The organism is Neisseria sp. P0001.S005 (assembly GCF_051963715.1).
The window spans coordinates 75,677-88,795 of sequence record NZ_JBQCTZ010000001.1 but is presented as its reverse complement, the minus strand read 5'-3'; the positions used below and the strand labels follow the sequence as shown (position 1 = coordinate 88,795).

The following is a 13,119-nucleotide window of genomic DNA, read 5'->3' as shown; positions in this document are numbered from 1 at the left end:
GCAATCAGTTTTTTTCGCGCGCGCCGTTATACGCCTGATAGAAAGCACTCAGAATTTTCATGCCCGCCGACGGATATTCATCCAGCAGATACGCCATATTTTCAGCATTTAATTCATCCTCGAAGCCCCAAGACTTCGTGATTTTCAACACCAAATCAGCATCGCTCAGGTCTTTGCGGTCACAATCATCCGCGAATTCAACCATAGCCTTACGGCTCAGCCAAACAAACTCAAATTCCACCGCAACCGGCTCGCCGGCAGGTGTCGGAATCTTCACTTCAGTTTTAAAAGTCGGCGCATGCGCCAATTTCAATTTAGACATCACAATTTCCCAAAAAAATACCGCCCCGAAGGGCGGCAAAGTTACACAAGTCCACCAAAGACCAGACGAAATTACAAATAGCGGTTAAACAAACCGGACAGCGAATAAGTCATATCGACCGCCATCGCCTCGTTACGGACGAGTTTCGGCATAGGACTCATACTCACATAGCCGTTGTACACGACCACCGATTTATTTTTCAGAATAATACGCATCGGCGTCAGCTTACCGCTGTCGCTTGCCGCCTGCGCCGCCTTATATCCGGGCAGATTCGGGTCGTCCGCAATCTTGAACGTCATCGAATACGCAGATTGGGTCGTCGGCAGCTTACGCTCGAAGTCATCTTCCAAGAAGCCGAATTCAACGAACTGCTGCTCGCCGCCCGAACTCGACACTTCCATAATTTGCGTGACCTGTTGCCACGCCTCGACCTTCTGAAAACTGCCCGCGCCCGAACCGGCAGGGAACTTGTTTTCATCGCGCGTATCGATGCCGTCCAGTTTAAAACTGTTCGCATCAACGCTCGTCACACGGAAGACACGTTCATTCAAAACGCCCCAACCGGAAAACAACACCACATAATCACCATTCTGCAAACCATGCGCCGTAGCAGTACACACCGCCTCAGCCTCATTAGAGATTGCCGTGACCTTCTTCTCAGTCACCAGCTTCGTAGCAATCTGCACGATCGAACCATTAGCCAAAGTTACAGCCATATCAAAATCCTTAAAAAACCAAATAAAAAAGACCGCCCAAACAGACAGCCGCCAACAAAAACCGCCTAAGCAGTCATAAAAACAAAATCCTGCACCATCCCGCGCCGGCCATCGTCCAAAACGACCGCATCCGCCGCCGACAGCGCATAACCTTCCAACGAATCCAACACCGACCGCTCCACCGCACGGCTCTTCTTCACCGCCCCCAAACGGTCAACATCCCACACCGAGATAGAAAATCGCACCTCATACCCATCATCGTTATGGTCTAAAAACAAACAGCCCGCGCCGCCGACCCGCTGCACAATCACCAACGGAAACTCAGCTTCTTCCGGCGCGAAGTCATGATAAACATCCACATCAGGCAGAACACGGCTAATCGCACTAATCAGAGATTCTTCCACGCACCACCTCCAACACAGCATCCAGCATTACCGCCTCCATCTTCGCCCCCTGAATCTTCAAAGCACGGGACAAAAAAGGACGCGGCGCAATCGACTTACCATTTTTCCGACGCACCCCGTTATGCACCATATAGCCATAAGGGACGGCCTTAAGCGAACCTCCCTCATACCGGCCACGGCTGCCCTCTCTATCACGCCAACCGACCTGATACACAGCACGACGGCCGTCAACCGAATCCGACTTATCATAAAAAGCAAAAACCGAGCGTCTCAAATCGCCCGGCTCAAAATCATATCGCCGCTTACTCCCATCAGCATTGCGGCTGCCCTTACTATAAAAATAATGCCGCTTATGATGGCGCGGAGCCTGAATCTTAATCTCCTCGCGCAATAAGCTCACACCCTGAAACGCCGCCCAACGCAGCTTCTCGCCCACCGCCTCCGGCAAACTCTCAAACCGCGCAATCGCATCGGAAAAATCCGCATCAATTTCCACTTTCATCAGGCAGGCTCTCACACGTCAAATCCAAAAACTCACGGCGGCGCAAATCAGGAATCACCGCACGGATAACATAAACCCCATTCTCCGTCCGAACCCGCATATCCGCCGAAATCCCAGCCCGCCAGCGGATACGCACCGAAGCCCGCACCGAAGCCGACAACACATCATGCCGCATCGTCTCCGACCCCGACACATGCCGAACATCCGCCCACACCCTACACAACAGACGCCATACCATCACAGTCGCGCCCGACTTATCCTTTTCCTTCACACGCTGAAGAATCTCGACCCGATGCCGCAACTGACCAGCATTCATACCCGCCCCAAACAAAAAGGCCGTCTGAAATTCAGACGACCTCAAATCAAAAAACTACTTCCGATGAACCACAGCCAAGCCGGGCCACTTATCCAAAGGCTGTAACCCCGACACATCAAACACAAACTGCGTCGGACCACGACCTGAAATATCGACCTCCACAACCATCTTCCGACCGTCGAGAAGACTATAAAACAACGCCGAATTCTCAATCATACAGCCAGTAATGCCCATCTCCTCGACCGTCCGAGCCGAACAACCCATAATACTGCCCGAATCGGCAAGATATCCCGAAATACCCAACACCGCGCCATCATCAACCCGATACTCGACCTTGCAGCCGTCAGACCCGCACTCAGCAAACTCCCCGTCAGACAACCTAAACAACGCAATCGGGAAATCATATTCCTCATAACCGCCAAAAATCAAATCAAGCCCGACATCACCATGACCGCCGCCAATATCGACCCGATTGACCGACCGCAGCTTCGCCATATAAGAAGTCTTACCCCGCATTTCATCAACGACCCCCGAATAAACCCATCCCGAACCATCAGGCAGTGCAGGGGACGAAGCCGCACCGACTGAAGAAGCCGAAGGCACAGCGTCCACACGCTCACCGCCGCCACATCCCGCCAACGCAAGCAAAACAGCAGACAACAACAAAATCTTCATACATATTCCCTTTAAAAAATAGTATCCGATATTATCCGCCGCCTAATAAGCCGTCAAATTCCTACTTCGTCACATTCAATGCGCTTAATAAAATCATCTAATATTTCAATCGAATTTGATAAAGTTTTGCTATCTTCACAAAAAGAATAGGACAAGATGCCGACCAGCAAAAGATATTGCCCAACTACGAACTTTCCGTAACGCCTGCACTCCTCCAATTTTCGGCTCAAGTCTTTACAAAGTTCTAAACCCAACAGCGAATACAATGGCGAGCATTCCAACTGTCTTTGCAGGTACCACCGAGCTTTTTTCAAATCTTCAGTACCGTTCTTATCCTGATACCGCCAAATATACTTGAACGCATTGCCCAAGTTGAAATTCATATTTTCCGTAAACTCGATGCACTCATACGGCTGCTGGCGGTAATGTGCCGGATTGATATTGTCTTTTTCCATCTTCACGCCTCCTCTTTAACTTCCACAGGGTAAAACACCGAAATTCCACGATAAAAACGCTCGCTGACCAAACCCTCGTCGCAAAGCGCATTAATATCGTTTCGCGCAAAAATCCAACCGCTCCAACGCCATTTGCCAAACACCTCATTAGCAACAGCCGTCGCCGTACAACCCGGATTTTTTCGGATATACGCTAAAACCGCTTTCTTATTTGACGTTTCCATAATCTGTAATGCGTAAAATCGAAAAACCGCCCGAAATCTGCCGTTCGGACGGTTTTTCATCTTGGCTCGCACTCAAAAAGTCAGCCGCAAGCCTTAGCTGCACCCAAAGAAGTCGGGCAACGCCGTATCAAGCCCTAATCAGAATAAAATAAAGCAGAAGAGCGTTTTGGGGCGTACGGTTTACGCTTAACCGATCTAGAAACCCGACTACACGCCGGGCAAATTGCGAAACGGCTCCAACAGCCGCCGAGCGGCACGCGGCAACCCGACCGCGCCATCTTCGCGGGTAGAATACAAATACCCGACCGTCAGCAAAATAGCATTGCGGATAGAAGAATTCAGCACTACACCATCCGCCTTACCTGCTTTAGCAGCTTCACTTGCCGCCGCCTCATCTTGATACAAAGGGCGGTTCAAATAAGCCGCACAGTCAGACACAGCCGCTTCGTAATAAAGACGAATCAAATCGTCCTCATCCTCGCCGTCAACGCGAAGATGAAGCTTGACCAATTCGAGGGTTATCATTGCTGCTCAGTCTGTTGACTGCCCTTATCGCCGTCTTGACCCTCGTCCTGACCTTCGCCTTGACCTTCGCCTTCGCCGGTCTGCTGAGTATCGGTTTTATTACCCGCACCACCATCCTGCTTATTGTCGGACGGCGGGTCTTCAGGCTGCTTCGAATCGCCTTTCTTACTGCTGACACAGCCTGCTTCTTTCGCAGCATCCAGCAACTCAGCCGGAACCTCATCGCCTTTTTCATACTGAACGGGATAAATCTCCCCATCGGGAACGCCTAAAAACGATTTAGTAAATTTTGCCATGATTATTACCTTTCAAAATAAGGCCGTCTGAAAACTAAACGCCGCTACCCATACAGGCGGAAGCTCGTTTTCAGACGGCCTGTTCAAATTAAGCCGCTACTTTCAGCAACACGCAGGCTTCAGGATTGTCCACACCGCCGCCGACGCGTTTAGTTGTGTAGAACTGAACGAACGGCTTATTCGTATATGGGTCACGCAGGATGCTCACGCCCTTGCGGTCAAGAATCATATACGCACGGCTGAAATCGCCAAAGCGATACACAGCGCATTCGCGGCAACATCAGGCATATCGGCGACTTCATAAACCGGATAGCCGCACAACGTGGACGGTTGGTCTTGCTGATAGCTCGGCTGCCACAGGTAATTACCCTGACCGTCTTTCAGTTTGCGGACGGCGGCAAGCGTTTTTCGGTTCATCATAAAGCCCGCGCCTTGCGAGTATTCGGCAGGCAGCGAGTAAACCAAATCAATAACCGAATCAGCAGTAACCGCCGCCGCATTGCCGGATTTGACAACCTTGATTGCGCCCAAAGGGTGCTTGGTTGCATTGGTGCCGCCCTCGGCATAGGTCAGCAAGCCGGTCGGTTTGCCTTTTTGACCGTCACCACTGATAAAGGCTTTGTTTTCGGCAACGGCAAACTCAGTTTTCACTTCATCAGCAAGGAAGGCTTCGAGATTGATTTCGGCATCGTCCAACATTTGCTGAGTAGCAGCCGGATTCGCATAAATTTCACCTGTTTCAAAATCCAAAGATTTGAAAGTAGGCGTATCGGTTTTGGTGCGGGCATCTTCTTCACCCACCCAGCCACTGCCCGCGCCGTGCATATTGTACAGTTTGCTGAATTTCGGCTTCGATGTCGTCTGAACCTTAAACAGCTTTCGCAGCGGCGATACGGTACGCAGCTTATCGGTGATGGTGCGGTCCCATTCCTTCGGCACCAAATAGCCGCCGTTTGAATCGTCCGATTTTTTCAAATCCGCGCGTACTTCGCCGGACTTCATAAACGACACAGTAGCGTCAACCGCCGCCTGCGCTTCCTTATCCAACTTACCCGCACCGCCGTTCATTTGCGCGGCGGCCATTTGTACAGATAAGTCGTCGATAGAGGCTTGGAGTTTGGAAATTTCGGCTTCGGTTTTGGCTGAAGAAGCTTTGGCTTCTTCACTGCCTTGCTGCAAAGCGGCAATTTCTTTTTCTTTGCTGTCTTTGAATGCGGCAAAGGAACTGTTCAATTCCGCCAGCAACGCGCCCACATCGGGCGCAGTATTGCCGGCATCGGCAAAAGCGGCAACCAAGCCGCGGGCAATTATCATTTTTTTCATGGTTTAACCTTTCATGGTTTGAATTAAAGTCTGCAAGGCTTGCGCCGTCTTCAAATCGCCGCCAGCGCACGGCTTGACGGCAGGTTCGGCAGCGCGGGGCGTGCCGTGGAATAAGTTGTTGAACACATCGCGGCGTTGGGCGCGGCTGTATCCCTGTTGCGCGAGGCTTGACTCAATCAAAGCCATCGCCTTCTTCTGCTCACTGTCGCCGGACTGTTCGATTTCCTTCACATCGATTTCGCCGTCGGCAAAACCATCCTCAAGGGCTTTCGATTTCCCAATCCAGCTTTCACGATCCATCATGCCGACGATTTCCGCCTTCGACAGGCTCGAACGCGCGGCATACAAATCAGCCATCGCATCATCAATCTGCGCCAGCGTCTCAATACTGCCCGCCAAATCGTGACGATTGCCAATAGCAAGGCTCCACGCGTTGTGTATCATCAAAAATGACCCTTCGCCCATCAGAATCTCATCGCCCGCCATCGCAATCATGGAGGCGGCGGAAGCGGCAAGGCCGATGATTTGGACGGTTACCTTCGCCGGATGTTGCGCCAACAGGTTGTAGATGGAAATACCTTCGAAGTAGTCGCCGCCCGGACTGTTGATGTTGACGACGACCTCTTTGTCGCCGATAGCGCGCAGCGCGGCGGCAACGCGTTTGGCCGTTACCCCCTCGCTCCAAAAGCTTTCGCCGATTTGGTCGTACATCGTGATGACATTGTCGGTTTCGGTTTTCGCCTTGACCCCGCTGTCCCAACGGTTCGCCGCATCAGGGCGCATATCAAAAGACAGCGATTTCGGCATAGCAGACAACGCACTAATCTGCGGCAGTTTTTTCAGGCTCATAATTCTTTCCTTGTTGCGCCTGCCGCAAAGTATCGGCAGACTTATCTGTTGATTTCGGCAGGTCGGAAATTTCGCGCACTTCGTTTTGCGTCATCCATGCTCCATGACCGCCACTACCCAAAGCTTTGGCAAAAAATTCCGCCTGATTCTCCAAGCTGCCGCGCAACAGCGCACCGGCATTAAACTTGAATATCAAGCGGTCTTGCTCAGCAGGCGTAAGCAGAGATCGCGTCAACGCCTGCTCCCACATCGTGAACCAAGGCAAAAGTCCGTATTTCAGGAAAAACACACCCAATTCACTGATACCGCTACCCCACGACGTGTCATCCATCATCAGCAGCGGGCGCGGCACACCAAACATCCGCGCAATTTCCTCTATTTGATGGTTTCGGTTTTCAATATGCTGCGCGTCAGAAGCAGTATTGCCCCACTTCTCAGCCTTCAGACCCTCTTCCAAAATCATAAAACGGCCGGCATTCGCTTTGCCGCTATACCGCTTATGCAAGGATTCCTGAAGTTGGTTGTACGCCTTATCGCTCAACGCCTTGTCCGTTGCCAGATAACCGCCGGCCATCACCCCTTCCGAGAAAATACGGCTTGCCGCATCCTCCGCATCGAAAGCAATTCCCAATGCCCGTTTCGCTAACTTCACGCGGCTCATGCCCTCCAAGCCGTCGTCGGTCAAATCGCGCAGGTGCAATACATCATCCGCCTCGAAATCCAGCAAACCGCCGTCTTTTCGCGTAACCACATAATGCACGCTCCAGTCGTCACGCTGCTTAACCTGCACCGCAGTCGGATGAATCGGCACAAGCTGGATGACCTGACCGCGCGAACGGATAATGCGTGCATACGCATTGCCATATTGCAAAACATGGCTTTGCAGCAGACTTTTGAACTCATAGGCCGTCTGAAACTTATTCGGCTGCCGTTTCAGCAGTTTCCAGACAGGATGCTCCGTAGCAGTTTCACGCCCGTCATCGTTATGCAGCACATTCAACGGCAGCATCCCGATACTTTGGCTGATTAAGGTAATACACCGATAAAGTGCGGCATTGCACAAAGCCTGCCGACCATCAATCCCCACGCCGCCGCCGATTTGGCCGCTGCGGATAAATTCCAACAACGCGGGGTCGTTCAACCCCTCAAAAACCAAGCCGCCCGAGTCAGCACGCGGGCGGCTTTTGTTTTTGGCTTTCTTCTCTTTCGCCATATCCTATCTCACAACATTCTGATTCCGCGTGTTTCATAAACCGACGCACCACGGGCTGTCGGATTCAGCGACAAAAGCGACACCGCGTCAAACATCGCCATCAACGGGTCGATTTTCGCCGAACCGCTCGCCTGCTTGGTAATTAAAATACCATTGGCGCGAGGCTCGACGCGGGCATTACCGACCACCCAATTCATCATCGCACTGCCGCTATGGATAAAACAGCCTTCCGCAAGCTTGCGTTCCGCCGTCTTAATCGCCGCGCCCAATTTCCAGCCCTGCGACACACCAACGACCGCATCTTCCGGAACGCCATATTCCAACATCGCGTCCAAAATCGCACCGACCCCGTGCGGGTCAAGCCCACATTTATCCAGCAAACCGCTCTGATAAACCCGAGCCACAATCCCAGCCACCTCATCGCTGTCATCGCCGATGCGGTGGACAATCGTCAAATCCCCCTGCTTGGCAAAATCCAACAAAACAGGCGCGATTTCCTTTCGCCGCTCCAACACCGACGGATGCGCCCAAGCATGAAACCAAGCCGCCCACATCCGCGGATTGTCTTTCAGACGGCCAACGGCAGAAATACCCAACAAGTCATCCAAACCGCCACCGTCAACACCAATGTCGATGACTTCGCAGTGCTCGAGCATCCAATCCAAATTGATTTCGGGATTTTTTCCACTATCCTCCCAAAATTCCGCTCCTGCCCAATAATCAGCAGTCAGAGACAAGGCAATCTGCACATTCAAATGCTTCGCCATGAATCGGCGAAGCGCGATTTCTCCGTCCGCCTTGGCTGTTTCAAATTCCCCCATCAGGTAGGCTTCTGAAACTGAAGCACCAATATTAGGGTTCGTGACATAAAAGTTTTCAGGCAGACGGTAGGTCCCGTTATCCAACATCTCCTGCGGGTACTCATACAAGACCGGCAACATACGGTTATCAACACGCTTACCGTCTCGGACTTCACGCGCTCGCTTGAGTAAGTCTGCGAATACGCCTGCCGGTGCCTCATCGGACATCGTTGAGAGGTAAATCACAAAGCCTTCCGGACGACTGGCCAAGCCACCTTTAGCCTCGGTAAACATATCAGCCGCTTTTGAGCGTTTGCCAAACAGCCAAACCTCCTCGATTAAAACGCCGGTGCCTTTGATACCGGCAACGGTATCGCTTTCAGCAGCAAGAATTTTCAGCGTTGCCCCAGTCGTTCGGTGCGTGATCGTCCGCGTATGGTCTTGCACCTGAAACAAGGCGGAAAGCTCTTCATCAGCCCGTATCATCGCTTTCGCAGGCTTAAAGCTATTGTTTGCGACCTCAACAGTAGGAGCGATAATGAAAAATTCAGCTTCACGCCGCCAATTCAGAACCAGCGCAGTCAACATTACCCCGGCAGCCAAGGTAGATTTCATGTTTTTCTTGCTAATCAGCAAGAAAAACTCCTGAATCAACCGCACACCGGAATCAGGGTCGTATGCGCCAAAAATGGCCGCAACAAAGTCATATACCCATTCGCGCGTGACTTCGCCCATCATTGGCTCACCAGGCACATCCACCAAGCGCAACTGCTTGAAAATGCGCAACGCCATTTCGGCAGGCTCCTGATACAACGGAGGAAACGGAATCAGGCTTTTCCTGCCTATAATTCGTTCTTTCCAATCAGGGCAAGCGGTTGACCAAGCTTTTTTCAACATAATCTACCCTGCACCGGCTCAGGCGGCCTCATCGGGCTGAACTTACCACCGGCAACATCATGGGCGCGTTCGCGTTCGACATCCTTTTTGCCCTGATCTGCAACTTTTCCGTGGAAATATCCCAACAACGCCTTGGCAGCATCAATCTGCTGCCGGTTTAAAGAAATCACGCCCAAAGAACACAGAATCAACTGGTCTTTCGGGTCGGTTTGCTCATAGGAAACACCATCCAATTCAATCGTAGTACCGCGAACGATGGCACGCTCCCGCGCCGATAATGCGATACGGTCTAAACTCTCCGATGTTTCAACAGACCTTTCTGCCACTGGCACCGCCTGAGCCGGCTGCACATCAGGAACAACCGACACAGAAGCTGGCTCAACAACAACGGACACTGGCTCCGTCGGCTGAATACGCTTCAGGCGTTCAATTTCCGCCAAAACATCAACATCTTTTGCCAAACGACTGCCGCTTGCGCTGGCCGTCTTTTCGCTATACCCCGCCGCAATCGCAGCCTCTCGGTTCGACAACCCTCGCAATTTCGCTTTGGCAAACAACTCCTTTTGTTCATTCATTGCCATAGTGAAATTCCAATAAAAAAAGCCGCTTTTTCAAGGCGGCCTTTTGTAGCATAAAATGCTAAAAATTCAATGTTAATCAACCTGTTAAAATATCGCTTTAACAGTTTCACAGGGGAAAAAATTCTGCAAATGGGAGGGCGGGGGGTTTCCGAGGGGAAGCCCTGTGAACTTTTGACACCCCCTACCCTACCAGCCACGATTTCGCCGGCGATTTTCGGCGGCGGATTTTTCGGCATGGCAGGTTTTGCAAAGTGTTTGCAGGTTTTCCGCTTCATCTTTGCCACCATCCGCCAGCGTAACGATGTGATCGCACTCGGCATCTTTTGGAAGCACAATGCAACCGCATTTCCGGCATTGATATTGGTCACGAATCAACACGGATTCGCGCAGTTTCATCCATCCTCGCCCGCGCATACGCTTTTCCGCCGTCTTTGGTGGATGCTTCACGGCGATTCTGTTTTGCTCAACAGGTCGGAGCCGTGAAGACATTTGTTTTAATCGACCCATATAATTCTTTCCAAACGCAAAAGCCCGCCTGAATCCTGTTCAGAGGGGCTATCCGCGCTTTTTTTGACTGAAAAATGAAAAAGCTGCGTTAACCGTACATACAGTTAAACACAGCTTGCCATAATTTAAACAAAAATCCCCCAAGACGTCAATAGCGTTTTAACAACTTTTTAACAGCTACATCAGCCATCAAGTTCAAACGGGCATTTGCCAGCCGGCGCTCATACGCTTTTTGTGTGATACCCAACGCCTTGGACTTTGCGTATTGAGTCCCTATGCGCCTGTATTCTGTCTCGACTGCTTGCTTGCGATTAGGATTCAGCCGACAAATCGCCTGATCCATCACACTTGCTATTCCATCGCCGTCAACGCCGTAAGGCAGGATAGCCACAAATTCCGTTCGCGGCGGAAGCTCACCTGCCGCCATCAACCGATTGAACCGGCTACAACCGAAGCCTAAGCCGTTATCCTCTCGCTTGGCAGACCAGTCAGCCCACCATTTTAAAAGTAAATCAAGTTCAAATTTCATTTTCAGTCAGTTTTTGTTTCACGCTGACCATCCCTAGCCGCTGTCGGAATCCGCAGGGCTTTATTTTTAAAGAGATATTATATCAAAATCATAAATTTAACTTCGAAACTTATTCATATTTTTATTCATAATATTCAATGTGTTGAAAAAAAATCCATAATTATGTATTGCAATACCGCATTTAATGCGGTATTATAAACACATAGGCAGACAACAAAGACGGCCGAAACGGATTAACAAGGGCAAAAGGAAAAATATCATGACTACCGTAAAACTTACCGTAACCGCTAAAATTTTTGATGGCGTACAAACTACTGAACAGCAGGTTGAGCGAAAATATACCATCGATTGGCACAAAGGATATGCCGGCATCCGCAACGAAGATGGCTACTTTATACAGGACATCTCTTTAAAAGGGCTGGAAAATAAAGAAGAACGTCTGCAACACGTTGTAGATACCCTAAAATCTTGGAAATAAACCAACCACGCCGCGCCCCGGGATAACAGGGGCTTATAGGAGAAAAAAAATGAAATTCTTAATAAACGTCATCAAAACTGAAAAAGTTGAAGTAAAACGCCAATATGAAACTGTTACCCGAATCAATCGAATCAATACCGGCGAAACAAAAGAAGTAGAGTTCAAACCTGAACAAAATCTTTTAATTGTAGATGGTAAAGAGTTTAAAGTGCATGAAGTTTCAGCCATACAAATCAAAATTGGAAATGAAGACGTTAAAACAGCTCAAATCATGACATACAAGAACGGGGAGCAACATTTATTCTATTCGCTTGATGTTCCTGCATTTTGGGATATGTTCGATGATTTAAATTGGGGCAAAAAAGTTTTCGGTGGTTATATCGCAAATTAACCAAAAAGGCATGGCAACGGTATCGGATTTTACAAAAATTGACAAAATAGTCCTTGCATTACCGCATTAAACGCGGTATTATATACACATGGAAAGGCACCAAGCCAACCACCGCCACCTTGACGGCCTCAAGGATAAATCGAAAGGAAATCAAAATGGAAATCATCAAAACTGGCTCATATCACCTGGAAAAACTGTCAGGAAACACTTATAAAGTGTATCGCCATCAATATGATATTGGCTCTTTGACAGAATATGGCGAAGTTGAGCTTTCAGATGAAATCATTAAAGGCTATGCAAAAAAACCTCATAGTGGCTATTGGATTTCAGAAATTGAAAAAATCATTAAAAACAGATAAAAGACAAGCCACCGAATATGGTGGCTTTTTTTGAAAGGTCAGAATGAGTAAAAATAATATTTTCAACCGATACCCGGCAATAATTCACGGAGAATCGCGATCAGAAACGGACGAATTTATCGTTCATACTCGATATCCTAGATTTTTGGCTCGGAAATCTTTTGACGGCGTTTACACTGGAATTTTACCGACGAAGCCTATCAGTGGCGATTTAGTAGAAGATAGCAAGACAGGCCACCTTGCCTACCGCTCAAATATAGGGCTTTGGTTGTCTGATTTTATATTTTTGGATAACAACCGCCCTGAAGTTACGGCGGAATGGTTAGACAGCTTGAAAAAAGTCTGCGACCAAATCACGGCAGACGATTTTATGTTGGCAGAAGATGGGGATTTGTATGATTGAGAATTTTGAGCTTGGTTACACACCGGCAAACCTGAAAGCCCTGCGCCAACAGCACGGGCTGACACAACAGAACGTTGCCGACATCACGGAATCAACACTAAAAACAGCCCAAAAATGGGAAACAAGCCCAAGCATGAGCAGTTTCGCAAACATGCCTCATACTAAATGGCTGAAATTGTTGGAATATTTGAAGAATAAATGAGAAAAAGGCCGTCTGAACTCAGACCAGTCCCGTGCAAAAGGCCGTCTGAACTCAGACCAGCCCCGTGCAAAAGGTCGTCTGAACTCAGACCAGCCCCGTGCAAAAGGTCGTCTGAACTCAGACCAGCCCCGTGCAAAAGGTCGTCTGAACTC

At 49.7% G+C, this 13,119-nt stretch carries 21 protein-coding genes and 1 pseudogene; 5 read left to right on the top strand and 17 right to left on the bottom strand.

The genetic code is table 11. From position 1 onward, the window contains the following. Window positions 1-4: 4 nt before the first annotated feature. The 17 genes and pseudogenes from ACTHSP_RS00545 to ACTHSP_RS00465 form a co-directional block, all read right to left on the bottom strand. Entirely contained in the window at window positions 5-322 is a 318-nt protein-coding gene (locus ACTHSP_RS00545) for a phage tail assembly chaperone (protein ID WP_440345428.1), read from the bottom strand. Window positions 323-393: 71 nt separating this feature from the next. Beyond that, entirely contained in the window at window positions 394-942 is a 549-nt protein-coding gene (locus ACTHSP_RS00540) for a phage tail protein (RefSeq protein WP_440345427.1), read from the bottom strand. 161 nt (window positions 943-1,103) lie between these two features. Then, window positions 1,104-1,442 (bottom strand): hypothetical protein, encoded by a 339-nt coding sequence (locus ACTHSP_RS00535; RefSeq protein ID WP_440345426.1) that lies wholly within the window; start codon window positions 1,440-1,442, stop codon window positions 1,104-1,106. Further along, the gene (locus tag ACTHSP_RS00530) at window positions 1,423-1,944 is read right to left on the bottom strand and encodes a hypothetical protein (RefSeq protein ID WP_440345425.1); all 522 of its coding nucleotides are present in this window, start codon (window positions 1,942-1,944) and stop codon (window positions 1,423-1,425) included. The genes ACTHSP_RS00535 and ACTHSP_RS00530 overlap by 20 nt, the downstream gene beginning before the upstream one ends. Then, window positions 1,928-2,260: a phage head closure protein gene (locus tag ACTHSP_RS00525; RefSeq protein WP_440345424.1), complete on the bottom strand. Its 333-nt coding sequence runs from the start codon at window positions 2,258-2,260 to the stop codon at window positions 1,928-1,930. The genes ACTHSP_RS00530 and ACTHSP_RS00525 overlap by 17 nt, the downstream gene beginning before the upstream one ends. Window positions 2,261-2,314: 54 nt before the next feature. Continuing rightward, window positions 2,315-2,935, bottom strand: a complete 621-nt coding sequence (locus ACTHSP_RS00520) for a hypothetical protein (protein ID WP_440345423.1) — start codon at window positions 2,933-2,935, stop codon at window positions 2,315-2,317. A 53-nt stretch (window positions 2,936-2,988) separates the two neighbouring features. Beyond that, entirely contained in the window at window positions 2,989-3,390 is a 402-nt protein-coding gene (locus ACTHSP_RS00515) for a DUF3310 domain-containing protein (protein ID WP_440345422.1), read from the bottom strand. A gap of 2 nt (window positions 3,391-3,392) precedes the next feature. Continuing rightward, window positions 3,393-3,614, bottom strand: coding sequence for a hypothetical protein (locus tag ACTHSP_RS00510; RefSeq protein WP_440345421.1), 222 nt, complete (start codon window positions 3,612-3,614; stop codon window positions 3,393-3,395). 207 nt (window positions 3,615-3,821) lie between these two features. Beyond that, window positions 3,822-4,139, bottom strand: a complete 318-nt coding sequence (locus tag ACTHSP_RS00505; protein ID WP_440345420.1) for a head-tail connector protein — start codon at window positions 4,137-4,139, stop codon at window positions 3,822-3,824. After that, window positions 4,136-4,435, bottom strand: a complete 300-nt coding sequence (locus ACTHSP_RS00500; protein ID WP_440345419.1) for a hypothetical protein — start codon at window positions 4,433-4,435, stop codon at window positions 4,136-4,138. The genes ACTHSP_RS00505 and ACTHSP_RS00500 overlap by 4 nt, the downstream gene beginning before the upstream one ends. An 88-nt stretch (window positions 4,436-4,523) precedes the next feature. Next, window positions 4,524-5,749: pseudogene (locus tag ACTHSP_RS00495) on the bottom strand (phage major capsid protein). A gap of 12 nt (window positions 5,750-5,761) precedes the next feature. Beyond that, window positions 5,762-6,607: a head maturation protease, ClpP-related gene (locus tag ACTHSP_RS00490; RefSeq protein WP_440345418.1), complete on the bottom strand. Its 846-nt coding sequence runs from the start codon at window positions 6,605-6,607 to the stop codon at window positions 5,762-5,764. Beyond that, the gene (locus ACTHSP_RS00485; protein WP_440345417.1) at window positions 6,579-7,820 is read right to left on the bottom strand and encodes a phage portal protein; all 1,242 of its coding nucleotides are present in this window, start codon (window positions 7,818-7,820) and stop codon (window positions 6,579-6,581) included. Before ACTHSP_RS00485 ends, ACTHSP_RS00490 begins: the two co-directional genes overlap by 29 nt. Before the next feature lie 8 nt (window positions 7,821-7,828). Beyond that, window positions 7,829-9,412: a terminase large subunit gene (locus tag ACTHSP_RS00480; protein ID WP_440345416.1), complete on the bottom strand. Its 1,584-nt coding sequence runs from the start codon at window positions 9,410-9,412 to the stop codon at window positions 7,829-7,831. A gap of 98 nt (window positions 9,413-9,510) precedes the next feature. Beyond that, window positions 9,511-10,098 carry a terminase small subunit gene (locus ACTHSP_RS00475; RefSeq protein ID WP_440345415.1) on the bottom strand — a complete coding sequence of 196 codons (588 nt, stop codon included), beginning with the start codon at window positions 10,096-10,098 and terminating at the stop codon, window positions 9,511-9,513. A gap of 186 nt (window positions 10,099-10,284) precedes the next feature. Continuing rightward, entirely contained in the window at window positions 10,285-10,545 is a 261-nt protein-coding gene (locus tag ACTHSP_RS00470; protein WP_440345414.1) for an HNH endonuclease, read from the bottom strand. Between the two features lie 208 nt (window positions 10,546-10,753). Then, on the bottom strand, window positions 10,754-11,134 hold the full coding sequence (locus tag ACTHSP_RS00465; protein ID WP_440345413.1) for a hypothetical protein: 381 nt from the start codon (window positions 11,132-11,134) through the stop codon (window positions 10,754-10,756). Window positions 11,135-11,393: 259 nt separating this feature from the next. Here ACTHSP_RS00465 and ACTHSP_RS00460 point away from each other — a divergent pair, with 259 nt between their 5' ends. The 5 genes from ACTHSP_RS00460 (at window position 11,394) to ACTHSP_RS00440 (ending at window position 12,967) form a co-directional block, all read left to right on the top strand. Then, the gene (locus tag ACTHSP_RS00460) at window positions 11,394-11,612 is read left to right on the top strand and encodes a hypothetical protein (RefSeq protein WP_440345412.1); all 219 of its coding nucleotides are present in this window, start codon (window positions 11,394-11,396) and stop codon (window positions 11,610-11,612) included. Between the two features lie 49 nt (window positions 11,613-11,661). Beyond that, window positions 11,662-12,003 carry a hypothetical protein gene (locus ACTHSP_RS00455; protein ID WP_440345411.1) on the top strand — a complete coding sequence of 114 codons (342 nt, stop codon included), beginning with the start codon at window positions 11,662-11,664 and terminating at the stop codon, window positions 12,001-12,003. Between the two features lie 155 nt (window positions 12,004-12,158). Continuing rightward, complete coding sequence (locus tag ACTHSP_RS00450) at window positions 12,159-12,362, top strand: hypothetical protein (protein WP_440345410.1); 204 nt, start codon at window positions 12,159-12,161, stop codon at window positions 12,360-12,362. A gap of 43 nt (window positions 12,363-12,405) precedes the next feature. Continuing rightward, window positions 12,406-12,765 (top strand): anti-CRISPR protein AcrIIC2, encoded by a 360-nt coding sequence (locus tag ACTHSP_RS00445; protein WP_440345409.1) that lies wholly within the window; start codon window positions 12,406-12,408, stop codon window positions 12,763-12,765. Next, window positions 12,758-12,967 (top strand): XRE family transcriptional regulator, encoded by a 210-nt coding sequence (locus ACTHSP_RS00440; protein WP_440345408.1) that lies wholly within the window; start codon window positions 12,758-12,760, stop codon window positions 12,965-12,967. The genes ACTHSP_RS00445 and ACTHSP_RS00440 overlap by 8 nt, the downstream gene beginning before the upstream one ends. The last annotated feature ends 152 nt before the right edge of the window (window positions 12,968-13,119 follow it).